The organism is Hahella sp. CR1, assembly GCF_029813005.1.
Taxonomy (GTDB): Bacteria; Pseudomonadota; Gammaproteobacteria; order Pseudomonadales; family Oleiphilaceae; genus Hahella.
In genome coordinates, this window is record NZ_JAPELK010000019.1 from 22,100 (window position 1) to 43,869 (window position 21,770).

A 21,770-nucleotide genomic window follows, 5' to 3' on the forward strand; every position below is an offset into this window, starting at 1 on the left:
TTTCTAGCCACAAAGATACTTACAAGAAATCAATCTCTCGTCGCTTCCCTCCTCTGTCCAGTTAACCGCCTCGCGGGCCTCCGCTATGGTGTAGCTACGCAGCACATCATCCTCCTGGTGCATGCCTATGCCGGGTCGGCTTGAGGTGACGATGTAGTCGCCTATCTCAATGTCGCCGCCTTCAGCGCAGACCAGCATCTGACCTTCGCCCAGGGCGTTCATTACCCCCATGTCGTACTTAGTCTCCAACCCATTCAACTCCAATAGTGCCGCAGGTTTCTCGTCATTGCTCATAGCAGTTCGGGAGACAAGCACTCCAGCTTTTCCTTTTTGCATAGGTTCCGATGACAGCCTAACGGTATGCAGAACGTTTGAGACATTCGCTCGTGCGACCACCCGGTCATATATCAGGACTTGGCCTTGTCTTGTTATCTCCGCCTTATCGATAAGGCAATCATGCCCGCCAGTAAAGGGTCCGTAGTTTGATCCGACACCCGATGCGTAGAAGTCATAGGTCGCGCCATGTCCCTGAACACCTCTACCTGTTGTTGAATATCCTCTCACACCAATTGAAGAGGCTCCCCCGCCTTGCGTTGCCCCTTCAACTCCAACTTGATTCACTCCCCAGGTTAATCCCCTAACAGCCGTTCTTTCTCTTGATGAAAATTCGCCTCCTGTCCCCTTAATTGAAGCCGCGGATAGGCCGTTATTACTGTATGAGGTTGCCAGAACACCTATTGCAGAGTATCCAGCATCGATACCTCCAAAATTTCCTATGTATCGATCACTGTCTCTTTGACTAATCCCTATCGTTGCAAGCTTGGCAATTTGGCCATCGCCGCGATCACCATAGAACTCCAACTCATTAGAAGCCGAGGATAAGATCATCCGCTTTCCTGCAGATGCAGTTTGCATAGTTGATCCGGTTACCGTGGCGCCGGTAATGCTGGTTCCATTGATCGCGCCGCCATTAATGGTGGTTCCCGTGATGTTCGTCCCTTGGATCGTTCCGCCGCTGATCGTGGGCGCGCTCAGGCTGACGCTGGCCGCCACGCTGGTGGCCAACACATCCCCGCGCACGGACAGCACGGAGCCGTTCCAGCTTAGGCAGTTATTCGCCGCGCCGGCGTTCAGGGCGAAGTGGCCGTTTCGGTCCATGTAGGTGGTGAAGCGGCTGCCGTTATGAAATCCAAGGTAGTCCGCCGTCAGGTTCAGGCCCGGCGTAGCGCTATCGGAAAACCGTTGTGGAATGCCGGACACTTGCCCCCAGTCCGCGCCCTTGGTGGCGCCGTCCTGAATGCCTTGCAGCTTACCGGCTTCCTCTACGTTGATGGACGACAACGAGTTGGGACGATCCTGCAGGGCGGAATAGCCTTTGCTCCCCACCGCGATGTTGATCTGGCCAAATACTTTGAACGCTTTTTCTGACTGGTCCCAGATCGCATAAGAGCCGCTTTGCTCGCTGCCAAGCAAAAGGTCGCCGTTTTCCCTAACCTCGAATATGGGCGCGTTCGCCGCGCTGGCTTCCAGCACGTTGAAATAACCGTCACGCTTGAGCGGACCCAGGATCACTTTGGAGCCACCGTATTCGCTGACGACATTGCCGCGCACAATCAGGTTGTCGCCGTCGCTCAGCTCGCCCGCCGGATTGAAGGCCTCCGTCTTGAAACTGAATTCCGGCGTCAGTTCACCGTCGCCAAACTCATCCGCACCCAGCAACCGAAAATAATAAGTGGTTTCTGGCTGCAACCCTTCATGGATGACCGGGTTGGTGTAGCCGTCATACACCAGGTTATCCGAACTGGGCGTAAAGCCTTTCACCGTTGACCGGTAGACTTTGATGGATTTGAAATCCGGGTCGGTGATCTCCGTCAGATAGGTGCGCGCCGTCCCGATCCCGGCGACCGTATTGTTGACGGTCACCTTGGGCGCCGGGTTGGACACGCTGATAAACACCGTTTTCCCAGTCTGGTTCTGTTTTCCCCAGGGGCGCACGCTTAAGCTGATTTCCCGACTGTTGCCGTCCTCCAGGTTCATCTCGCTGGTGTAGGTGTAGCTTCTGCCGGGTATGTACTCCCGGCGCACCTGCAGGCCTTTGTGGTAAACCGTTATCTCATAGAAGGCGAAGTGCGGCGGCTCTTGGTAGCCAGAGCCATAGTAAATATAGAAGTGCGCATCCCTTCCCATGAAGTGATTAGCCTCCTGCCCTCGGTCCACCAACATCACTTTGGGCGTCACCAGGGGCAAAGCCTCGCGCACGTCAGGCGAACCGCTCTCAATGCGCGAGACCGTGGCTGACGTAGCGGCGTAGTTGGCGGAGCGCTTGCCCGACTTGCTCACGCCAAAGGCGCGGAAGTAGTACGTCTTGCCATCGCTCACCAGTTGCAGCGTCAGCTCCGGCGCCGCCGATCCCAGGTCCGTCCAGCCTGCGCCGTCCGCCGGTCGGTATTGGAAAAAGGCATGGCTATAGTTGGGATCGTCGGGCGGGACCGCGCTCAATTCCAGGGTGGAGATATTGCCGTCCGGCGTGCGCGGCGTATTCGCCGACTCCGTGACGGAGATACGCAACGGCTTTTTCGCCACCTCTTCCATGACGATGGGCGGCTGATAGCCGGACAGGATCTGCACGCGATGCCAGGACTCCGCCATATTGGGCGCTTGCCCAGTCGCCTTGGTCAGAAACCCGCGCACGGCGTTCTCCCGTTCAGGCCCTAAGTAATTCCCCACGTAGGCGGAGGCGACCGCTTTGTTAACGCCTTCAAAGGACGGGTCCCAGCTCGCGCCCACAGTATCATTTTGATGCTTGCGACCTTGGATAAAGTAGACGCCGTCCTGCACTGGGCTCACGCCATAGCGCGCCGCGCTGTTGCCCACGGTGACGTTAGGCGGGTTGTACTTGCCGTCCACGAGGTAATACACCGCGCCGGGCGCGCCGCCGGCGCCGCTGCCGGATTTGAGATAAGCTTGCGGATCGAAAGCGCCGCCGATCTGGCGCGGGCTGCCCAGTTCGCCATCCTCGCCGCTGGTGTCCACCCGTCCATTGGCGCCCAGGTCGATCCCTCGCGCCACCACCAGCAATCCAGCGCCGCCTGCGCCGCCACGTCCGCCGGGTGTTTCGCCGGTATTGCCGCTGTAGCTGTTGATGGCTGCGCCGCCGCCATGGCCGCCGTTGCCACGAATATCAGACGGCAAGCCCTGCAGTTGGCCTTGCGCATTCACGTTTAAATTGAGGTAGGCGACGTTATCCCGTGCGGCGCGGGCGTTGATGCCGCCGCGGTTATTGGCGGACTCAAAGCGGCGGCGGTCTCCCGTCCCCAGGCCGAAGACAATCCCGTCACCCGCTACGGTGGAGCCGATACCGGTTAGGGAAACAGATTGTCCGCCAGCGACTCCCGCGATGCCTCGGCCTTTGCCATCGAGGACGCCGTTGATCTGCAGAAAGCCTTTAACCCGCAGCTGCACGTTGCCGGACAGAATGACCGTCACGCCGGCGTCCACAATCAAATCCCGATCGCAGAAGTAAACGGACTGATTCAGGTCCGCCCCGCCAGTCAGATGAATGTCGCCGACGATGCGCACCTGCGTATCGGTAACCAGCACTTTGCCCGGGAAGCTGGCGGCGTTGATCGCCACGCCGGCGGAGCTGTACCACGCATCCGGCAGCGCCGCGCCATTCTGATCCGGCGGCAAAGCGCCCGCCGGTTGCGAGGAGCCCAGCAAGGCAAGCTTCACCCGCCCCGTCACCCAGTCCGTGCTGATCTGCTGGATTTCAAAGTTACGGTCCAGGCATCCGTCCGCCATGGAGCCAGTGTAATCCTGCACATGCTCCAGGTTAACGCGAACGATGTCCCCCACCTCCAGATCGTGATTGTCCATATCGGCGACGACATCGAGGAGCAAAGGCGGCCCGGCGTAGGCGTCGCGGAGTGCATCGAACTGATGCTTGATGGCGGAATAGGCGTGTCGGGAGCTGTGCAGGGTTTTAAACTTCAATTCCTTCAAATCCGACGCGCCATGGGTGGCGATGGAGTCTGGGTCCACCAATACATTGGCGCGGCGGTACTCTTTTTTGTCCGGGTCATAATGCCAGTGAATAGCGATCTGATTAATGATCGCGCCCATGTCATGGCGGAGCGCGTTCACCTTTAGCAGGTTGCTGGCGTTCAGCTCGCGCACGTAAGCCCCGCTGGACATAATCGCCGTGCGGCGACGCAGCCCCATTTCCCCATTGGCGTAGATCGGCGAAAACGCGCCCATCATCAACAACAGCTGCTCCTCGATGAACTTCTTGCCGTCGATCTTGGTCTGTCCGCGCACCACCGCCGGCAACCCCTTATCTGCGTCCGTGACATCCCAAAGGTCTGCGCCGATATTGATAAAGTCGGACGTGCGCACATATTGCGGATCAACTCCCAGGTGCCAGTGGTCTGGGTAACGCTTGCCGGGATAGCCGTAGACATAGCCGGTCAACAAACCATACAGCAGCATGGGCGCGGGCTGCTCGATGTAGACGTATTCCTCCACCTGCGGCGCGTTGTCGGCGTTGGTCCCCTCGGACTTGTTGACGGTTGCGACCAGATGCTTGGTTCCCAGCGCGCCCCACTCGCAGCCCCAGAAGGCGGTGGCGGTGGTGTACTTGTAACGCACGATGCAGCCGTTGGGCATTTTGAGATAACCGACGGTTCGGTTGGGCGCATCGGTAATGCCGCTGCCGCGTGGCTGGTAGACGGGCGCAAACCCTTCCGTGGAATAAACCTGAATCACATCGTTATTCCCCACGGCGGACGCCGCCAAGCCGACTTTTTTAACGTCGAAAATATCCTTCCGCAGCGTACGTTGCACATCGGCGCAACTAAACGAATAAACGCCGTTCAGGATCTCGGCGTCCTCGATGATTTGCGTGGCCACCAGGACAAAGTCTTGCCACTGCAAACCACGCTCGCCCACCCAGACGCGCACGCGTTTTCCGCGCAGGCCTTTCCCATCATCCAGCTTGGCTTTTTGCAGCGCGCTCAGGTTGTGGTCCAGCGCTTCAAACTCCAGGCTGCCAATACTCGCGAGCCCTTTATCAGGTTGGATTTTTTGCGATGTGCCGGACAAAGTGCGGGCGTTCAGCACGCCGTCATACACTACGCCGGACAAGCCAGAGACGAGACCACTGGTCAGATACACCACGTCCTCGTTGGCGCGATCGAACGACAGCTCAACGACATAGACAGGCGACACGCTCTCGCCGCTCCAGGCGGAGACAAACTCGCTATTGCTTACTCTCATCAGGTTGGATGCCTATTAATAACGCAGGGGAAATAGAAGGGAGGCGAAGGCGCATTCAGGCCAGGCGTATGGGAAGCCGTGCCTATATTTAAGCCACTCGCACTTTGAACGTATACCGGAAGTAGTCTGTCGTGCCGTAGCGTTCCTCCTTCCAGGTAATCGGGTCCAGCATAGCGGGCTGCAGAGGGCTCACCCGGTCGCCATGCAGGCTGACCATGAAGCTTTCCCCGCCACTGACGGACCCTAAGAACTCCCGCATCTCCGCCAGCTGTTCCAGCTGGTTCATGTACACTGTTGCGATGTCATAGGTCTGATCGATGCGGTGGAGCAAGGTTTTCGATTTGCCGCTGAGCGCCGTTGTCGTCTGCGCTTCAATCTGCGCATCAAAATCACAGCGCGTCAGCTTCACATCAATCCAGTAATTGCCGCCGGCGACATGGCCGGGCGCGATAAAGCGCCTTGCGGTATATTCAACGTACATTAGAGCCCTCTTAGTTGTTGCCCGTTGCGGCTGTTCGCTTCCACGATGACGATATCTTTCTTGCTGACAATGTCCCGCAGGTGCGGCGCGATGGCGTCGGCGATCAGGTAGGGGTCGCCGTTGACCGATCCGTTAAACTGAAAGATGATCTGCGCACCCTCGCCTTTGCCGCCGGCGGGTCCGCTGGGGATCGTAGGTTGTGGCGGCTGGTAGGTGTTGGGCGGCGCTCCGCCTCCGCCGGCGCTGACCGTTCCCCCGCCGCCAAACTTCTGCGACTTCAGTTTTTGGATCTGCACAGCGGTGGCGATCACAGACGTGGCCGCGAACGCGGCGCCCACAATAGGACCGCCGATCTGCGCGCCTTTGTTATAGGAATGCACGGCGGCTTCATAGCCCGCCACCAGGGCATTGGCGATGGCCGCCTTTTTCCCGATCTCGAATAGCTTCTTGCTTTTCGTGTCCATCAAGGTAGAGAGGTTGCCCAGCATGCCGGTCATGACCGACACCCGTTCCTGATGCTCCGCTTCCGCCAGGGCCTTGCGCTTGCCCTTCTCTCTTTCCTCTATGGCTGTGAGCGTGGCTTGATGCTGCGCGGACAGTTCGCCCAACAGCTCCATATGCTGCGTTTGGGTTAACAGGTTTTCGTCCAGCGCCTCCTGCAGCATGTCCCGCCGGCGCTCGTACGATTCCCGTTCCGCCTCTTCCTCGGTCAGCAGGGACTCACGGATGCTTTCGACGTTGCCGCGGATTTCGTTCTGACGCTGCAGCGCGGCATTGGCTTCCTCCTGCGCGGCTTTTACGCGTTGAAGGTTGTCCGCTACGGTGGCGGTCACGCCTTGGTAGTCCTGCAAGGTGACGACGCTTTGACCCAGGGTGACGTTGAACTTTTCCGTCTCCTGATCCGCCGCCGCCATCTGAGCGAAGATGTCGCCGGTGGCGCCGCGCAGATTCTCCTGCATGCTGTACAGCTCGGCGTCGACCTCCGCCACATCGTCTGAGAGCTTGCCCAGGTAGTAAGTCGCCACCCGGATAAACTCGACCACGCTCGCGCTGACCTCCAGCGCGCCGGCGGCGAGCAATCGCACCGCCTGTCCGCCCAGCTTGGCCGCCTCAGGCAGCACATCCCCCAGGAAGTGCGCGACCTGCTCGATGGTCGGCCCCAACGCCACGGCCATGTTGTTGGTCATGCCCGTTAGCGCCGCATTCATGCGAATTATTGCCGCATTGGCGGCGGTGGCCTGCGTCGCAAAGCTTGTGCTGATGGTATTGCCGGTGCGGTCGGACTCTTCGCCCATGGCTCGTATGGCGGCGCTGCCGCCTTCCATGGTTTGCAGCAGGGCGACGCCTTCGGAGTCCAACAGCTTCATGGCGAGGCGCACCCGGTCCGACTTCGCAGGCACCTCCGCCAGTGCGTCCGCCAGCACTTCAAATTGCTGTTCGGGACGCAGTTGCTGGAGCTTCTGCGCGGATAAGCCCAGCGCTTTGATTGCGCCTATGGCTTCGCCGCTGCCGGCGGCCGCCTCGGCGATGCGTCGCGTCATGCGCTGCAGGCCGGTTTCCAGTGTGCCGGCGGATACGCCCGACAATTCCGCCGCGTAGGCGAGACGGCTCAACCCTTCCACACTCACGCCCAGGCGCACGCTCAGGTCGCCCAGGTGGTTGGCCGCGTCCAGACTGCCTTTGATGACCCCGCCAAACACGCCCGCCGTGGCAATGGTGGCCAGCGTCGTGAACATCTTGCCGGCGTTGTTGGCTGCCGACGCTGTGCGCTCCAGATGCTTGTTGACGTTACGCAAGCCGTCTTCGACCTTGGCCGTCGCAAGGCGTAGATCAATAGATAGCGCGCCAATCATTTCTTGGCTCATAAGCGACCTGTAGGGATTACGAAATAGAAGGGTTAGGCGTCGCGCCAGGCGTCGCCAAATAGGAGTTGTTTCAGGGCGTCCGCGCGCTCCGCGCTGCTCTGGCGCTCACGCTCGAATTGCTCGGCGTAGGCGTCCAGGGATTCGTAAGCCATCCACTCGGCCAACTCGGCGGAGTTGATCTCCTGCAGGAGGGTTCTAACGGTTTTGCCCAATTTGGCCGCGAGGTAAAAGTAAAACCGGCGCTCGGGCCGGCTCAGGAGTTTTTTGCGGCGTCCTCCACCTCGCCTTGAGTTAAGCGATTGAGACGGGCGGCGACATGGTAGACGCGATCCAGGGCCGCGCAGGATTTTGCGCCCAAGGCCTTCACGTCCCCCTCACTGAATAAGCGCTCGCCTTTATCGTCCACCAGACACACCGCCACCAGCTTGGCGCGAATGTTAGTCAGATCACGTTGCGCCGTTCCATCCGGGGCCAAGCGAATCAGGGAGCCCTCGTAATCATCGCGGGCGGCGCCGCTCATCAGCGCGACCCGCACGGTCCCGCCCCACTCTGGCACGTCCACATCGACGGATTCGATATCCTGCGCCGCCAGGATCTGGGCTTTGTTTAAGTAACTCATAAAGGTTCCTCGTTTAGGGTTTCGCGAAAGTGGGTTTACCAGTGATGCGCAGCGCGGCGGAGCCTTCCACCATGCCGCTGATCCCGCCGGAAAGGCTGGTCGCGTTCTTCACGTAAGCCTTGAATGTGGCGGTGGTTAAATCTGGAAAAGTAATCTTGACGGTCTTCAGCGCTCCGGACAGCTCAGCGGCGCGGACTTCGTTTTGGCCGGGGTCGGCGTAGTTGATAAACCAGTCCAGAGAGAAAGAGCCCCAGTCGCGCTTGCCGAGGAAAAACTCGGACGCCTCGCTACTTAAATCCGTGTTGTCGATTTCGGGGCGCTCCCCATCAAAACCGGAATAGGATTTAACCCCAGTCACCTCAATGTCGGGCGTGCCGGCGGTCGTACCGTCGATTTCAATTTTTGTCCCGTCGGCGGGCATTTTCGCCATGGTCAGTCCTCGTAAAAGGTAAATGAATAATCCAGCATCAGCCGGTGGAGCTGGGCCGCGTCGTCGTACTCGTAGGTTTTGCCGTTGCGCACAGCGGTGAAGTCTTTGCCGCGTGAAGCCAATGCAGCCGTCGCAGCCTTTGCTAACTGCTCCGCCTGCTTTAGCGTCGGCGCCCAGGCGTCGATCTGCGCCCGTTCGCGGCGGCTGTTATCCTCTCCGCCCAGGTCGTTGACGGGATCGTCGCCGACATACAGCAGAGACAGCGCCGGCGTCGCTGCGTTGGGCGGTAGAAAGCGTCCATGAATCGCGGACGGCGGAATCAGCGCCCTGATCTGATCCGCCTTACGCAGCCGCTTCAGCAATCGGGGAATGATCATTCCCGCGTACTCCTTCAGGGTTGATTAATTGCGCTTCGCACGCGCTTGAATAATGGAACGCCACATGCGTTTGCCGGCGGCTTTGACCGCCGCATCCTTGGCGCGCAGAAACGCCGGGCGCAGGAAAGGACGCGGCGCAATGCCGGGATGGTTAACGCCGGACACCACCTGCGAACCGATGCGCAGACGCTTTTTGTTTTTGCGCTTGTTGCGACCGCGCCCGGTGGTTGGGTTGGGGATGGCGTGCGGCGCCGCGCCGAACTCGATAAAGCGGGCGTAATAGGCTTTGGGATGCACGCCTACGCGACCGGTGTAGCCGCGCCCGCTGCGATCCCTACGCAGCTTGTAGCGGATGTGTTTACGCAAGTGACCGCTTTTCACGGGCGCGCCTTGGCGGATCTCTTTCCTAAACGTTTTGGCCGCCTCGGCCAGCCCGTCACGCGCCGCCTTATTGGCCGCCTGTTTGCCGAGTTGCTGTAAGGCTTGGTGCAGCTCGCGCAAGCCGCTGATCTTGACGCCGCTGCTCATACCGCCGCCCCCGTGTCCGCGCACATCAGCACCCATTCTTTGTTTTCCTCGCGGGTGTTGATGGCGGAATGGATGTCGTAGACGCGCCCCTGATAGATCGCCCGGTGATCCTGGGGCGCAAGCCCAGCCAGCCCCGGCTCCCAGCGCAGCACGATGCGGGTGGTCAGTTCGGCGCGGGGACCGCTGGCGGCCAGGAACTCCCGACCGGATAGCGGCTCCACGCCCGCCCAGCGTGTAACGACATCTCGCCAGCCCTGCACGGTTTCGCCGTATTCATCCTGGGTGGCGACGTTGGCTTGAATCGTCACTCGCCGCCGTAATCGTCCCGCCCTCATAGCCGACGAATCCGCAGCAGGTCCAGCAGGGCTTTAGAGCACAGCGGCACCTGTGAGACCGTCGCCACCGTCTGGTCCTCCCGTTGCTCGTACAGGGTAGCGATGATCATTTTAATGGCGTGCTTGGCCAGCTCGGGAATGCTCTCGCCTTCCTCCAGGGAAAGGCCTGAATACTCCTCCGCCAGATTACGCGCTACCGCGATCAACGCTGTGATGTAGGCGTCTTCTTCCTCATGCTCAACCCGTAGATGCTGCTTGGCTTCCTCTAAGGTGATGGGGGCCATTACGCCCCCTTACTCAAGGTCAGCACCTTGATTGCGTTGGAGTCGACCAGCATGCCGCCCACCCGCTTCGTGGTGTAGAAGTGGACGAAGGGTTTGTGGGTATAGGGGTCACGCAGCATGCGCGCGCCAATACGGTCCACAATGCTGTAACCCCGCATGAAGTCGCCAAACAAGATGGCGTTAGCATCCGCCGCCACTTCCGGCATGTCCTCGTTCTCTTCAATACCGTATCCCAACAGCAACGAAGGTTGGCCCGCCTCGATGCCTGGACGCCACATGTAGTTGCCGTCCGCGTCCTTGAACTTGCGCACCTTCTCCACCGTGGTCCCGGTCATCATCCAGCTGGCGTTGCGGCGAAACGCTTTCTTCAGGCGGTAGATCACGCTTAGCAGGTTATCCGCGTTGAAATCGCCCGCCTTACCGCTGATCACTCGTTGCAGCTTGCCGAACTCGCGGGAGGCGTCCGGGGCGGCGTCCATGGCGTAAGCCAGGATGCCTTTCGGTTTGCCCACGCCATCGCCATTTAGAAAGGCGTCGGCTTCGCGGTCGACGAACTCTTGCGCCACCTCGTCGGCGATCCATTGCTCAACGTTGAAATACACATCGTCCAGCGCCTTTTGGGTTGTGGCGGGGTTGGCGTAGATTTCCCCCATGAAGGCTTCAATCTGCGCCAGCTTGGGTGTGTTGGTTTCCGGACGGGCGTCGGTTTCACCGACCCAGCCAGAGCCGGCACCGCCCAGGTTAACCAAACGCTTGTACCCATCCGTGGACACCTGGATATTGCGGCACAGCGCCCGCATGGGAGACAGCTCGCGCTCTAATTCCAAAATCTGGCGGTCCAACTCTTCCGGCACGCCAAAGCCGCCGTCCTGATTCGCACCCAGGTTGACGGCCTTGACCTCAATGCCGGCGGCGTTGTTTTTTCGCATCCACTGGTCGATAAAGTGTTTGCGGTATTCCGCATCCCCTTCCACCGTTCCGGGGCGGTTCTGCTTTTTATAAAGGCCGTCCAGCTCCTTTTTCAGGGCCTCCAGTTCACTGAGCTGGGCGTTGAGCTTGTCGGTTTTTTCGGTGAGCTTGATTACCTCTGCGCGGGTGGCCTCCATAGAGGAGTCATTGGCTGATTTAAATTCCGTGAAGCGGCTAGACAGTTCTTCCGCTACGTCTTGGATGTCTTTTAATTCGACTGGCATCAGGGTTAGTTCCTTGTGGTGAATATATGTTTTAGGGATGAAATAGCGGCCAGGGCTTGTGCGTGCTCGGCGTTTAGTTGGCGGTGTTTGACCTGCGCAATGCGCGCCTCGTCATTAGCGGGAAAGGTCACCAGGGACACTTCCCACAAGTCGATTTCTTTAATCAAAAACGCTTCTTTGGCGCTGTCGTATTCCATGCCGTTGGACGGCACGGAATAACCAATAGAGAGGCCGGAGATAGAGCCTGCTTTTAAATGCCCGTATGCGCGCTTGGCCAGTGGGTCATCGTCGATCAGCAGACGCCCGGACAACTTCAGACCGTGCTCGTCTTCCTCCATCGCGGTGTAAACCCCTATAGGCTCGTCCATGCGGTGTTGCCATAACAGCGCCGGCAGGCGGCCTTGCTGTTTCCAGCGTTCCAGCGAGGCCGTGAACGCGCCTTTCAGTACGATGTCTGAGTAGGAGTCTTTGACCCCAAACACGGAGCCGTACCCTTCAAACTCGCCGGAGTCGGACAGGGACTTGATCTTTAATGGGATATCCAGTTTTTGCTTGGTGTGCATGCGTGCCTCGTCTGGCTGCTTAATTCGTTTCTGTCTCGTCGGCAGGCTGGCCGTTAACCGCCATATTGAGTGGCGTCAGGTAGGTGTCGCCGCCCTCCCTGGGGTTCATGTCCTCCAGGATGCGGACTTCGTTCGGACTCATGACGCCGTTTTGAATCATGGCCGTGTAGTATTCGCTGCGGGTCTTCATGTCCCCGCGCATCAGGGCGTTGATGTTGAACTTAACGAAATGGCTGACTCGCTCTTTATCGGACAGCAGCGACTTGTTAATGCGTTTCTCAATACGCGTGCAGTATGGGATTAATGAATGTCGCGCAAAGGCGAGGTCTTGGTGTTCAATGTTGCTGAAGGTCGCCCGCTCCAGGTCGCCAATCATGTGCGGCGGCACCCGGAAAAAGCCGGCGATCTCTGAGCGCTGAAACTTGCGGGTTTCTAAAAACTGGCTGTCTTCCGCCGTCATGGAGACTTGCAGCCACTTCAAGCCGCCGTCGAGGATCATCTCGCGGTTCTGGTTGGCGACGCCGCGGTGCAGCTCCATCTCCTGTTTCAGGCGCTCGTATTGTTTATCTGTCAGCGCGTGATCGGTGGAGAGCACGCCAGAGGGTTTCGCGCCATGGGCGAACAGTGTGGAGCCATGCTTTTCCGTCGCCTTGGCCAGCCCCAAACAGTGGCGGTTGTATTGAATCGGGTTCAGTCCTGTTAAGCCGTCCAGACTCCACAACCGAATATGCAGCACTTCCTCCGCCGGCAGCGTCCGCACAGGGCCGCTTTTAAACTGCACGTCATAAGTCAGTTCGTAGTCGTTGGAGAGTTTCGACGTTACCGCATCCGGCGCCATGGGCAGCAGCTCCAGCACCCGGCCCGACGCCGTGCGGTTGATGTAACTGTAATGGTTGCCGCGCAAACACAGGTGCGCGACGATCAGTTCTTTATATTCCTGATCGGTCAGGTAGTCGTTCGGACCGTGCTTTAACAGCGCCTGCAGTGGGTGGCCGCTGGCCTTTTCCGAACCACCGCCGGGCAGTTCCTTAAACAGGTTTAAGGGCAGCATGCCGATAGATTCGGTTAGGACTTTGATGCACGAAAACACCGCGCTGATTTCCGGGGCGTTGCCGGGAGTGATCTGTACGCCGGCGTCGGCGTCGTACCATGCGCCCAGCAACTCCGCGAGCTTAGCCGAGCTGTCGATGACAGCGGCGTTCTTACGTTTGAAAATGGAGAACATCAGGCAAACCTTATGCTGGGGCCGGTGGTTTCCGCCGCCAACATAGCGCGGCCCACGGCCATGATGAGCGCGACCGCGCCGTCGATTTTTTTGTCTTTGTGTTCCTTGGTCGGGCGCACCACATCGTCATCGGCGCCGCCCATGTAGCGGCCTACTACGTTGCCCATACACCAGGTTAAAATGGGGTGGCCGTCATGATGGAAACGCCCGGCGGCGATGGCCGCTTCCAGCTCTTTCATGCCGGCGGACATGCCGGAATAGTTCTGCGTGATCTGCACCGGGTTCAGGTTCTCGTCGTCCAGGCGGTGAGACAGGTTCAGCGCGCCGTGTGGATCAATGCCGATCTCCGCAATGGGGTGGCGTTGGTTGGTGTCGGTGACTTCCGCCAGCACTTCCAGATAGTCCACTTCCGCGCCGTCGGTAGCGGTGAGCGCGCCCAGGTTGACCCACTTCTGATAGCGGCTGCTTAACTTGCGGTTGTCCGGGTTGTTGACTGTATCCTCCGGCGCCCAGAATACGGGCGAGAGGCAGTAGTAATGCCTGCGGGTTCTTCCATCCTCATCCATCAAATCGCGGTAGAACAATTTGACGAAGGCGTTAAGGTCGAGTTTGCCAGCCAAGTCCAGACCGCCGATACACTCCTGGCCTTCGAAGTCTTCCGCGTTCAGACTGGGGTCAAAGCATTTAGCCCACTGCTCCATATTGAAAAAGGCGCTGCGGGCGGTAACCCATATATTCAGATGTTTAATTTTGAATATGTTCTGAAAGCGAGCGGAGCGAATGGCTTTCTGTTGCTGACTTTCCAAATACTTTTTATAAACGCTAACGCCCAGGTTCGGATTAGCCATGGCCAATACGTCCGGGTCCGCCCAGCGCTCCGGATCATCCACGCCATACATCAGGGCGAACAGCTCATCATTCGGCGCGACGCCATCCAGCATCTCTTGCGCTTCGGTCTGCTTGTCGTAGCAAGGGCCTTCGATGTTGTTGCCGGCGGTGGTGATAATAAACGTCAGCGGCTGCCGGCGTGCGCCCTGCCCCGTCACCATGGTCTCGTATAAGTCGGGGGCGTCGTGTTCGTGGTATTCATCGATCAGCGCACAAGACGGACTCGCGCCATCGCCGGGCTTACCGATGACCGGTTCAAAGCGGGCCTCATCCGCCGGGCGGTTTAAGTTCTTCGCGTTGACCGCGATCCCTTTTGCTTTCTGAAGCAGAGGCGTGCGCGAGACCATCAGCTTCGCGGGACGAAACACCTCCCAGGCTTGGCGTTCGTTGGTCGCTCCGCTGTAGACTTCGGCGCCGAACTCGGCGTCGCAGGCGAACATATACAGCCCCACGCCGGCGGCGATGATCGACTTGCCGTTCTTGCGCGGGACGCACCAATAGACTTCGCGGAAGCGGCGCAGGTCGTCGGCCTTGCTCTTCCATCCGAAGATGTTGACGAAGCCGAACACCTGCCAGGGCTCCAGCTTGATAAGCTGACGTTTGAACGCCCACTCGCCCTTGGTGTGCGGCAGCAGTTCGACGAACTCGCAGACCCGCTCGGCCTCCGCCTTGTCGAAGTAATACGGATAGTCCGGGTCGCTCTCCTGGGCGAGGTCGTCCAGGTAACGTTGGCACGCCAAGCGCGTGTACCGGTACGCAGGGATAGACCCGTCCAGCACGGCGCGGGCGTACCGCGTCGCCGCCTCGACGTGAGGATATTTAGCCGCCATGGAGTAACCGAAAATCAGAATTTATCGAAAGGGTTTGATGTGTCGTGGTTGCCGCCGCCGGTCAGACGTTGGCGACTGGATGGGTCCAGGCCCAGGAGCGCCCCGAAGGTCGCCAGTTGTTTTAAGGATTCGTTGGCGACGGTGGCCGCCGGGTTCTTCTTCAGGCCGCCGTTTGCGTCCGTGGTGGTGATGCCGTACTGCGCCAGTTCTCTTTCCGCCTGACGCCAGCGACCATAGGCGGCGCAGAAGGCTTCCAGGTTGTGCGCGTCTGTAATGGCGATGATCTTTTGCGCGCATAGCTCCGGGGCGATCAGCTCCCACATGCGGCGCGCGTCGTCGCCCAGCCAGTCCGGGCAATCGATGTTGGTGATCTGTGAAAACTGAGGTTCGTGGGTGTTAAGTTGACGCTTTCCGGGGTTGCCGGCCAGGAGCTTTTGCGCAACGGGCTTGGGCTTCCGCCCCCTTCCAGCTCTGGTTGCGGTTCCACTCATTGCGTTAACCTGAAATTTTTAATTTCGCGGGTATAAAAAAAGACTTAGGGGTGCGGTGTTGGTCGCCCAGGTATCAGAAATTTGACCCGCCCCGCCCCTTCAAACTTTCGATATTTGATCATTTTTTGGGCGCTCTCAACTGAGTCGCGACCGGAGCACTTTTAGGAGCACTTTTAGGAGCACTTTTAGGAGCACTTTATTCCGCGCGCCCAGACCAATGCGAAAATTGGCTTCCTCTTCTCCTTTTATTAAACTCTACAATATTATCAATATACGCCTGAATTTCCTCAATACTGAAGCTGTACTTTTCATAACCAATGCTGCCTAAGTATTCGTTTAACCAATCTACGGCCAACCTATTTGCTTCATCTTCTTGATGGTTATTCTCTTTTTTAGTTATACCATCATACTTACAAGATTTGTGCATTTTGTATGCATGGGCGATCTCATGAAGAACTATCATCAAAAAAGATCTTACACCCTTTTTCTGGACAGCTTCTTCATCCAACAAGGTTCTCCCTTCTGGAGGAAAGATATATCCCGTAAGAATAATCACTTCACAGCTTCTTTGAGCTGCCGCAAGTCTACATGCAGCAATATTGTTAACTTCAATAATTGCCAAGTTACTTTTTAACTCTGAAAATATCACTTTTGGCAAACATTTGAGAGCCACCTCAACCCAACGTGAGTGCTTCTTTGTCTCGCAATCTATAATTTTATTGAAGTAACTTCCCTTAACTGAGGAAGAGACATACAAATCATCAGTGTTAATGGTACTCATAATGATGTTAGCACCTGCATCATTTGGGGAATTATGGAGATATTCGCATTACCGAAAATGCGGCGATCAAAATTAAACCAACGATGTGCATTTATACAATCCTCCGATTTTTGATCTTGTGGCAGTCTTTACAAATACCCTGCAGATTTCCCCTTACATTCATCCCCACCTTGCGCTAGATGTGATCCACCTCCTTAGCCGCACTTGTTCGCCCTGCCTTTAAGCACACCTGGCACAAGTATTTATCCCGCCGCAGTATCCTCGCTCTAAGCTTACGCCATGGCCAACCATAACCGCGTTGGGCGTCACTACCTTTCTTATGAGTCTAGCTCTAGGCTTGCGCCATCTCGAAGTCTATATAGCGATGCAGCATCACCTGTTCGCCATCCTGAAACGTAACTAAGCAGGTACATAAAAATGGCCCGTATGCTGATGTTCTCATTCCTATAATATCTCCACTCCTCTTACCTTCAATAATCCTGTTTCCCCAATAGCGCCCGAGGAAAAATTCAGCCTTTGCAACATCAGAGTATTCCTCGCTTTTATGCCTTATAAGATATATAAAAATTTCTATTTGCTGACCTCGCTTTTCAGCACGACTATAGGAATGAACAATAAAAAACCCCCTATTCTTTCCATATTGTTCATCACGATCCTTTGATCTTCCCGGCATTGTATCTATATGGACACCATTCTCTATAGCTGGGGTATTATCTGGCGCTGTCTGAGGGACCACAGGCAGGTTTATTAGTTGCATTTCATGGGACCGGAAAAATAAGGACTCGTCTTTAAGGTCACCAGGGCCGTAAAGCTTTGTATGATGACGAGAAACCAGCCAGCCAAACACTCCGAGAACAACGCAGGGGAAAAGGGCAAGAAACCAAACAAGAGTCAAACGCTCTTCTTGTAAAAGGCTATCACCATTTGTAACAACCAAACACGCAAACCCATAAACGAGCACTATAAATAAAGCAATTATCCCCAGAGGATTTCTTGACAAGTCCTTAGCAGCACTACTGAAGGTATTCAAACTATCCATTAGAACCCCCTATGACCCGGCACTCGCTGTTTTTATTGTAGCTTATTGATTATCGTTGGCGCTTTTTTTCACATGACATGCAATGCATATCCCTTGCAAATTCTGCTCACGATCATCCCCACCTCTAGCCTTGGGCTTGATGTGGTCGACCTCCATCGCCGCACTGGTTCGCCCCTGCTTTAAGCACACCTGACACAAGTAGTTATCTCGCCGCAGTATCCGCGCCCTGAGCTTACGCCATTGCCAACCATAACCGCGTTGGGTGTCGCTGCCTTTCTGTTGTTGCCAAACTCCCCAGCGTGTCGCCTCTCGCTTGTCTGCGTGGCTCTCACAGTATCGTGACTTATGTCGGGTCGTATTGGGACAGCCTTTATCTTTGCAGGGTCTTAGGGATGCCTTGGGCATTATCTTTCACTCTGCCGCTCGATCAGGCGGTCTAACTTGTCGTTGATGGCTCGCAGGTCGGTTTTGATCTCATTGCGGACGGCGTCGATACGTTGCCGCTGTTGCACCTGCTCTTCATTCAGGTACTTAACCGCCAAGGCGTTTTGCTCCACACGGCGATCTATGGAACCCGCCCAGGTGATCACGGAAATGGCGATTACCAGCGTGCTGATCAGGTGGCCCACACTGATGGTTTTGTCCAAGTGCCAGTGCCTCCGGGTGGTTTGGTTCTCTTCCATTATTTCTTACTCATCACGTCGGTTACCTTGGGGGCGATCTTCTCCAGCGATCTGCCGGCCACGTATCCGCCCAGTCCTATTTGCAGCAGATCCCAGGCTTCCACGCTAAGGCGAAACGTCAGCAGGCCAAAGGAGTCACACACGACCAGCGCCAGAAAGCACAACATAGTCAACGGGCGCCAGTTGCGCTGCAGGATGCTTTGGCCTTGCGCCTCCGCCTGGATGGTTCTGGCCTTCGCCTCCAGCAGCTTGGTTTCGTACTCCATCACCCGTTGGGTTAGCTCGGCCTGAATCTGGAATAGCTGCGCTTGTACCTGCAGGCGTTCCTCGTCACTGGTGTGGACGTTGTCGATCAGGTCAGCGACCGGTTTAAACAGGTTCAGAATTGAAGCCCAGGTGCTCATGGGTATTCTTTCCAAGGCAGTTGGTAATGAGGTCCGTCGAAAAAGCCGTTGAAGTCGCCGCCCCACTCTATGGGAATGCCCAGCTCGTCGGCGGCTTGCTTCACGGCGTCGGCGAGTATCTGGTAATAGCGGGCCTCCCAAGTGATCGAGCCGTTTATCAAAACACCCAGGTCCACCGCATGCCCCGTTAAGTGTCGGCTGCGCATCGTCTTTGATTTGCCTGCCTTATACAGTTCCTTTTGGCGTTCAAGGCTGCGCAAGCCTTCCAGTACGGTGAAGTCTATCGGGGTGATCTGAATCGCCCTTTCTACGACTTTCACAAGGTCAGGATGCAGGCCAACCAAGCGCGACTTGGAGCGCTCGCCCAGGTAAAAAGTCATTCTTTATGTGTTCCAGAAATAAAAAAGCCCCGCAGTTGCGAGGCCCTTGGTAGGATTTATTTGTGGTCGGCGGGTTATCCCGCTTCCTTTAGTGGTTCTGCCTGATGCTCGGATAAGCTCTGCAGCGTGTTGTTAAAGTAGGCTTTGTCCATATCGACGCCGATAAATTCGCGCCCCAGCTCGATGCAGGCTTTGCCGGTGGAGCCGGAGCCCATGAACGGATCAAAGACAACCTGTCCCGGCCTCGTGCTGGTCTGGACGATATGGCGCATCATATCGAGTGGCTTCTCACAGGGGTGTTTGCCTGCGTAGTACTGGACCGGTTTAAAGTCCCACACGTCCGTATAAGGCACGGCTGCGTTGACAGAGAATGGACGCCGTAGGCTTTCGTATTCCTGCCGTAGCTCCTCATAGTCTCTCTTCAGTTCTGAATAGGTACGTTGTAGCTCGCCGTATTCCTGCGTCAATTCGCCATGCCCTCGGGGCAACTCGACGGCGCGTTCGGCAAAGAGGCGTTGCAGGATCTCGTATTGTTCCTGCGTGGGTAGCTTCCATTGGCAGGACGTAAACCAGTGCGTCGACATCTGCGTGCCGGTGGCGGCGTCGATATCCTTACTGGCGATCCCCGCTTTGGCTTTCGCTTCCCTAAAGTACGCAATCAGGGGCTCGAATACGTGGGCCTTTAACTCGATGCATTTTGAGATATAGCCTGACTGGCCCTTGGCGGCGCTCTCGGCGTTGTAGTGTTCAGCGAATAGAATTCGCTCGGTCTGGCCTGCGTATTGTCTCAGCGACTCCTTACGGTGTCGTTTGAATACGCCGCTGGGTTTACGCCATACGATATGGTTTAGAAGTCGGAAGCGTTTGCCGATGCGCATCTCCACTTTGCCCGCCATGCGGTCGGAGCAAAACAGATACAGGCTACCGGATGGCTTCAGCACCCGGTGAAACTCCGCCAAGATATCGTCCAGCCAGTTTAGAAAGTCGTCTTCTTTCCGCCACTGGTTGTCCCAGGCGTCGGTCTTCACCCTGAAATAAGGCGGGTCCGTGGCGATCAGGTCAATGGAATTATCAGGGATTTGCTTCATCACCTCGCGGCAATCAGCGTTATAGAGTTGAACTCCCGGTGCGGGTACTACGTGTTCTGGTGTCATGATCCTTCCTGAATGGGCCGAGTTAACCCCTGTCCATGCAACGGCGAGCGGCCCTTTAAAACGCAAAAACCCGGCTCCTTGCGGATACCGGGTCTTTATATGAAAACGCCCTGAGAGTTGTCAGGGCGTAGTAGTGCAGAATATGAGACACACCCTACCCAATTGTTCTCAATTTGTCAACAATAATATATTAAAATAACACTTTAAACACAATTAAAGAACAATAATCTTTGTTAGCTGCGGTTTAGCTATTGCATAGTTTAGAGCATGACCGTCGAAACGAAGACCAAAAATATACAAGGATGCTTATTTGGAACCAAAATCAAGATTAATTCGAATTATTGCGCTCACAAAAAGGTTTATTTTTTCCATGCCTTTCCAAGATCCATCGAGCTCCATTTTGAAGACGCATTTCTTTGGATGCTATAACTAAGAGCTTCATCTCCTAGAACTAGCTGAGTTTTGTGTCTATTTTCAGCACTAGGACCCCTTCCACTTTCTTCACTCCAATACATCCAAGTATCGAAATAGGGTCGGTCTCGGTCTTCTGTTATATCCGGGCGTAATCTAATAATTTCGCTTGGTACTGGATTGCGCCCTACCGAGGCTACTTTTGGCATTTTATCATTCAATTGTTCAAGGAATTCCTTAGGCTTAAGTATATTCCCGCTATTTGCCCCAGTATTGAGTAGGCTGGCCAACTCAGAATAAAATTCTTTGAAATAGGGTACAATCCAATATCCGGGCTTAACCTGAAATAAAAAGAATTTAGGACTCAACCCACGTGAAGTTAAAGAAAGAGTGAAATTTGGCTTGTCTCTCGTGGAAAATAAGCAGTCAAAGCTAATTGACCCCATAGTGACTTGAAACTGTTGCATATCTGATTTAATTGCAATCATGCTTCTATGTAGCTCCTGCAAGGAAGTCATCCTCATAATCAATCCTTCAAACTATTTAACAAACTTTATCTACGGCTTATTTGAATCAAAAAAAAAAAACACAAAATCGAGAAAATTTTCTTTACAGCGCAATATATTCAAACAAACTTGACAAAATTCTTCCGACAGTGCCATTACCAATATATGAGTCAGAAAGTTGCACGATAGAAGCTGCATTTGACATTCCATTCTCAACTTTCTTTAACAAAGCGTTAGTTTCATCTATGCTTTGAAAGTCCTGATTTATTAATAGCTTTGTGAGGTGGTTAACAGTGCTTGCCATCTCATCTAAATTGCAAGAATCAGAAAAGTTAGATTGAAACGCTACTAGATCATCACGTGTTACTGAAATAGGATGTGTTTCTGGTAAATCTAACGACGCATATAGATCATTCAAAAATGGTTTTCGGCCACCTTTAGGAAAGTCATTTTCAAATTTTTTAGCTATACACTTAAATCCAAAAAAAGTAGGGTTATTTATTATAAAAACAACTGCCGACCTCATCTCTTTTTGGTTATAGTAAACCTCAAAATGCCCTGGAGGGCTTATGGAAGCTCCATGCAGCCCGACACCTGTTGGTATGTATGGTTTAGATTTAAATTTAAAAATATCAGGCACATACCCTTTAGGGAATAGTACAGCTATAACAAACTGGCCTGGAACTGCGTAATCATCTGAGAATAACAACCTACCATCTGGAACATGCCTTAATTTTGTTTCTTCCCCAGCTGGGCCTTCCTTAAAATAGTCATCGCCATGAAATACAAAAGGGAAAATACTAGGATTCCTATCATCGGCAGAGACAAGTCTATTTGTTGCGAATGACCAAGGAGAGCTCAAATTGAAATTTTGATACAATCTTACTTGGCGAAAGTCATCATCTATCTTTTGAATTACAGCCCTAGTTGTGAACATACCTTATCCTTTGATATTCTAACAATTGTATAACTGCATATTTTTGAAGTTCAAGATGTCGAAGATATCATTCCCTATAACACTGAGCATAC

24 protein-coding genes are annotated in these 21,770 nt (G+C 55.3%); all 24 read right to left on the reverse strand.

The window, feature by feature from the left end; translation table 11 throughout:
- Window positions 1-3: 3 nt before the first annotated feature.
- Window positions 4-5,274 (reverse strand): fibronectin type III domain-containing protein, encoded by a 5,271-nt coding sequence (locus ONV78_RS28950; RefSeq protein ID WP_279507992.1) that lies wholly within the window; start codon window positions 5,272-5,274, stop codon window positions 4-6.
- Window positions 5,275-5,362: 88 nt separating this feature from the next.
- On the reverse strand, window positions 5,363-5,755 hold the full coding sequence (locus tag ONV78_RS28955; RefSeq protein ID WP_279507993.1) for a hypothetical protein: 393 nt from the start codon (window positions 5,753-5,755) through the stop codon (window positions 5,363-5,365).
- Window positions 5,755-7,620: a hypothetical protein gene (locus tag ONV78_RS28960; protein ID WP_279507994.1), complete on the reverse strand. Its 1,866-nt coding sequence runs from the start codon at window positions 7,618-7,620 to the stop codon at window positions 5,755-5,757. Before ONV78_RS28960 ends, ONV78_RS28955 begins: the two co-directional genes overlap by 1 nt.
- A gap of 32 nt (window positions 7,621-7,652) precedes the next feature.
- A complete protein-coding gene (locus tag ONV78_RS28965) occupies window positions 7,653-7,832 on the reverse strand; it encodes a hypothetical protein (protein WP_279507995.1) in 180 nt (59 codons plus the stop codon).
- Between the two features lie 41 nt (window positions 7,833-7,873).
- Window positions 7,874-8,239 carry a hypothetical protein gene (locus ONV78_RS28970; RefSeq protein ID WP_279507996.1) on the reverse strand — a complete coding sequence of 122 codons (366 nt, stop codon included), beginning with the start codon at window positions 8,237-8,239 and terminating at the stop codon, window positions 7,874-7,876.
- Between the two features lie 13 nt (window positions 8,240-8,252).
- Window positions 8,253-8,669: a phage tail tube protein gene (locus tag ONV78_RS28975; protein WP_279507997.1), complete on the reverse strand. Its 417-nt coding sequence runs from the start codon at window positions 8,667-8,669 to the stop codon at window positions 8,253-8,255.
- 2 nt (window positions 8,670-8,671) lie between these two features.
- Complete coding sequence (locus ONV78_RS28980; RefSeq protein ID WP_279507999.1) at window positions 8,672-9,046, reverse strand: DUF3168 domain-containing protein; 375 nt, start codon at window positions 9,044-9,046, stop codon at window positions 8,672-8,674.
- 24 nt (window positions 9,047-9,070) lie between these two features.
- Complete coding sequence (locus tag ONV78_RS28985) at window positions 9,071-9,610, reverse strand: HK97-gp10 family putative phage morphogenesis protein (RefSeq protein ID WP_279508000.1); 540 nt, start codon at window positions 9,608-9,610, stop codon at window positions 9,071-9,073.
- Window positions 9,571-9,882 carry a phage head closure protein gene (locus ONV78_RS28990; protein WP_279508001.1) on the reverse strand — a complete coding sequence of 104 codons (312 nt, stop codon included), beginning with the start codon at window positions 9,880-9,882 and terminating at the stop codon, window positions 9,571-9,573. Before ONV78_RS28990 ends, ONV78_RS28985 begins: the two co-directional genes overlap by 40 nt.
- A gap of 23 nt (window positions 9,883-9,905) precedes the next feature.
- Window positions 9,906-10,193: a head-tail connector protein gene (locus ONV78_RS28995; RefSeq protein WP_279508003.1), complete on the reverse strand. Its 288-nt coding sequence runs from the start codon at window positions 10,191-10,193 to the stop codon at window positions 9,906-9,908.
- Window positions 10,193-11,386, reverse strand: a complete 1,194-nt coding sequence (locus ONV78_RS29000; protein WP_279508005.1) for a phage major capsid protein — start codon at window positions 11,384-11,386, stop codon at window positions 10,193-10,195. Before ONV78_RS29000 ends, ONV78_RS28995 begins: the two co-directional genes overlap by 1 nt.
- A gap of 5 nt (window positions 11,387-11,391) precedes the next feature.
- Window positions 11,392-11,949 carry an HK97 family phage prohead protease gene (locus ONV78_RS29005; protein WP_279508006.1) on the reverse strand — a complete coding sequence of 186 codons (558 nt, stop codon included), beginning with the start codon at window positions 11,947-11,949 and terminating at the stop codon, window positions 11,392-11,394.
- 19 nt (window positions 11,950-11,968) lie between these two features.
- Window positions 11,969-13,174, reverse strand: a complete 1,206-nt coding sequence (locus ONV78_RS29010; RefSeq protein WP_279508007.1) for a phage portal protein — start codon at window positions 13,172-13,174, stop codon at window positions 11,969-11,971.
- A complete protein-coding gene (locus tag ONV78_RS29015; protein ID WP_279508008.1) occupies window positions 13,174-14,892 on the reverse strand; it encodes a terminase TerL endonuclease subunit in 1,719 nt (572 codons plus the stop codon). The genes ONV78_RS29010 and ONV78_RS29015 overlap by 1 nt, the downstream gene beginning before the upstream one ends.
- A gap of 14 nt (window positions 14,893-14,906) precedes the next feature.
- The gene (locus tag ONV78_RS29020; RefSeq protein ID WP_279508010.1) at window positions 14,907-15,383 is read right to left on the reverse strand and encodes a phage terminase small subunit P27 family; all 477 of its coding nucleotides are present in this window, start codon (window positions 15,381-15,383) and stop codon (window positions 14,907-14,909) included.
- 196 nt (window positions 15,384-15,579) lie between these two features.
- Window positions 15,580-16,164 carry a hypothetical protein gene (locus tag ONV78_RS29025; RefSeq protein ID WP_279508011.1) on the reverse strand — a complete coding sequence of 195 codons (585 nt, stop codon included), beginning with the start codon at window positions 16,162-16,164 and terminating at the stop codon, window positions 15,580-15,582.
- A 331-nt stretch (window positions 16,165-16,495) separates the two neighbouring features.
- Window positions 16,496-17,203 carry a pYEATS domain-containing protein gene (locus ONV78_RS29030; protein ID WP_279508012.1) on the reverse strand — a complete coding sequence of 236 codons (708 nt, stop codon included), beginning with the start codon at window positions 17,201-17,203 and terminating at the stop codon, window positions 16,496-16,498.
- 42 nt (window positions 17,204-17,245) lie between these two features.
- A complete protein-coding gene (locus tag ONV78_RS29035; protein ID WP_279508013.1) occupies window positions 17,246-17,608 on the reverse strand; it encodes an HNH endonuclease in 363 nt (120 codons plus the stop codon).
- A complete protein-coding gene (locus ONV78_RS29040) occupies window positions 17,608-17,886 on the reverse strand; it encodes a hypothetical protein (protein ID WP_011398331.1) in 279 nt (92 codons plus the stop codon). The genes ONV78_RS29035 and ONV78_RS29040 overlap by 1 nt, the downstream gene beginning before the upstream one ends.
- On the reverse strand, window positions 17,886-18,290 hold the full coding sequence (locus ONV78_RS29045) for a 3TM-type holin (protein WP_279508014.1): 405 nt from the start codon (window positions 18,288-18,290) through the stop codon (window positions 17,886-17,888). Before ONV78_RS29045 ends, ONV78_RS29040 begins: the two co-directional genes overlap by 1 nt.
- Window positions 18,287-18,670: a M15 family metallopeptidase gene (locus ONV78_RS29050; RefSeq protein WP_279508015.1), complete on the reverse strand. Its 384-nt coding sequence runs from the start codon at window positions 18,668-18,670 to the stop codon at window positions 18,287-18,289. The genes ONV78_RS29045 and ONV78_RS29050 overlap by 4 nt, the downstream gene beginning before the upstream one ends.
- 74 nt (window positions 18,671-18,744) lie before the next feature.
- Window positions 18,745-19,824 (reverse strand): site-specific DNA-methyltransferase, encoded by a 1,080-nt coding sequence (locus ONV78_RS29055; protein ID WP_279508016.1) that lies wholly within the window; start codon window positions 19,822-19,824, stop codon window positions 18,745-18,747.
- Between the two features lie 359 nt (window positions 19,825-20,183).
- Window positions 20,184-20,759 carry a DUF6037 family protein gene (locus ONV78_RS29060; RefSeq protein ID WP_347815438.1) on the reverse strand — a complete coding sequence of 192 codons (576 nt, stop codon included), beginning with the start codon at window positions 20,757-20,759 and terminating at the stop codon, window positions 20,184-20,186.
- Between the two features lie 85 nt (window positions 20,760-20,844).
- Complete coding sequence (locus ONV78_RS29065) at window positions 20,845-21,678, reverse strand: hypothetical protein (protein ID WP_279508017.1); 834 nt, start codon at window positions 21,676-21,678, stop codon at window positions 20,845-20,847.
- Between the last annotated feature and the right edge of the window lie 92 nt (window positions 21,679-21,770).

Excerpts from the sequence above, each read along its gene's own strand:
- ONV78_RS28950 (WP_279507992.1), bottom strand. The coding sequence starts at position 5,274 with ATGAGAGTAAGCAATAGCGAGTTTGTCTCCGCCTGGAGCGGCGAGAGC.
- ONV78_RS28955 (WP_279507993.1), bottom strand. The coding sequence starts at position 5,755 with ATGTACGTTGAATATACCGCAAGGCGCTTTATCGCGCCCGGCCATGTC.
- ONV78_RS28960 (WP_279507994.1), bottom strand. The coding sequence starts at position 7,620 with ATGAGCCAAGAAATGATTGGCGCGCTATCTATTGATCTACGCCTTGCG.
- ONV78_RS28970 (WP_279507996.1), bottom strand. The coding sequence starts at position 8,239 with ATGAGTTACTTAAACAAAGCCCAGATCCTGGCGGCGCAGGATATCGAA.
- ONV78_RS28975 (WP_279507997.1), bottom strand. The coding sequence starts at position 8,669 with ATGGCGAAAATGCCCGCCGACGGGACAAAAATTGAAATCGACGGTACG.
- ONV78_RS28980 (WP_279507999.1), bottom strand. The coding sequence starts at position 9,046 with ATGATCATTCCCCGATTGCTGAAGCGGCTGCGTAAGGCGGATCAGATC.
- ONV78_RS28985 (WP_279508000.1), bottom strand. The coding sequence starts at position 9,610 with ATGGGTGCTGATGTGCGCGGACACGGGGGCGGCGGTATGAGCAGCGGC.
- ONV78_RS28995 (WP_279508003.1), bottom strand. The coding sequence starts at position 10,193 with ATGGCCCCCATCACCTTAGAGGAAGCCAAGCAGCATCTACGGGTTGAG.
- ONV78_RS29000 (WP_279508005.1), bottom strand. The coding sequence starts at position 11,386 with ATGCCAGTCGAATTAAAAGACATCCAAGACGTAGCGGAAGAACTGTCT.
- ONV78_RS29005 (WP_279508006.1), bottom strand. The coding sequence starts at position 11,949 with ATGCACACCAAGCAAAAACTGGATATCCCATTAAAGATCAAGTCCCTG.
- ONV78_RS29010 (WP_279508007.1), bottom strand. The coding sequence starts at position 13,174 with ATGTTCTCCATTTTCAAACGTAAGAACGCCGCTGTCATCGACAGCTCG.
- ONV78_RS29015 (WP_279508008.1), bottom strand. The coding sequence starts at position 14,892 with ATGGCGGCTAAATATCCTCACGTCGAGGCGGCGACGCGGTACGCCCGC.
- ONV78_RS29020 (WP_279508010.1), bottom strand. The coding sequence starts at position 15,383 with ATGAGTGGAACCGCAACCAGAGCTGGAAGGGGGCGGAAGCCCAAGCCC.
- ONV78_RS29025 (WP_279508011.1), bottom strand. The coding sequence starts at position 16,164 with ATGAGTACCATTAACACTGATGATTTGTATGTCTCTTCCTCAGTTAAG.
- ONV78_RS29030 (WP_279508012.1), bottom strand. The coding sequence starts at position 17,203 with ATGGATAGTTTGAATACCTTCAGTAGTGCTGCTAAGGACTTGTCAAGA.
- ONV78_RS29035 (WP_279508013.1), bottom strand. The coding sequence starts at position 17,608 with ATGCCCAAGGCATCCCTAAGACCCTGCAAAGATAAAGGCTGTCCCAAT.
- ONV78_RS29040 (WP_011398331.1), bottom strand. The coding sequence starts at position 17,886 with ATGGAAGAGAACCAAACCACCCGGAGGCACTGGCACTTGGACAAAACC.
- ONV78_RS29045 (WP_279508014.1), bottom strand. The coding sequence starts at position 18,290 with ATGAGCACCTGGGCTTCAATTCTGAACCTGTTTAAACCGGTCGCTGAC.
- ONV78_RS29050 (WP_279508015.1), bottom strand. The coding sequence starts at position 18,670 with ATGACTTTTTACCTGGGCGAGCGCTCCAAGTCGCGCTTGGTTGGCCTG.
- ONV78_RS29055 (WP_279508016.1), bottom strand. The coding sequence starts at position 19,824 with ATGACACCAGAACACGTAGTACCCGCACCGGGAGTTCAACTCTATAAC.
- ONV78_RS29060 (WP_347815438.1), bottom strand. The coding sequence starts at position 20,759 with ATGAGGATGACTTCCTTGCAGGAGCTACATAGAAGCATGATTGCAATT.
- ONV78_RS29065 (WP_279508017.1), bottom strand. The coding sequence starts at position 21,678 with ATGTTCACAACTAGGGCTGTAATTCAAAAGATAGATGATGACTTTCGC.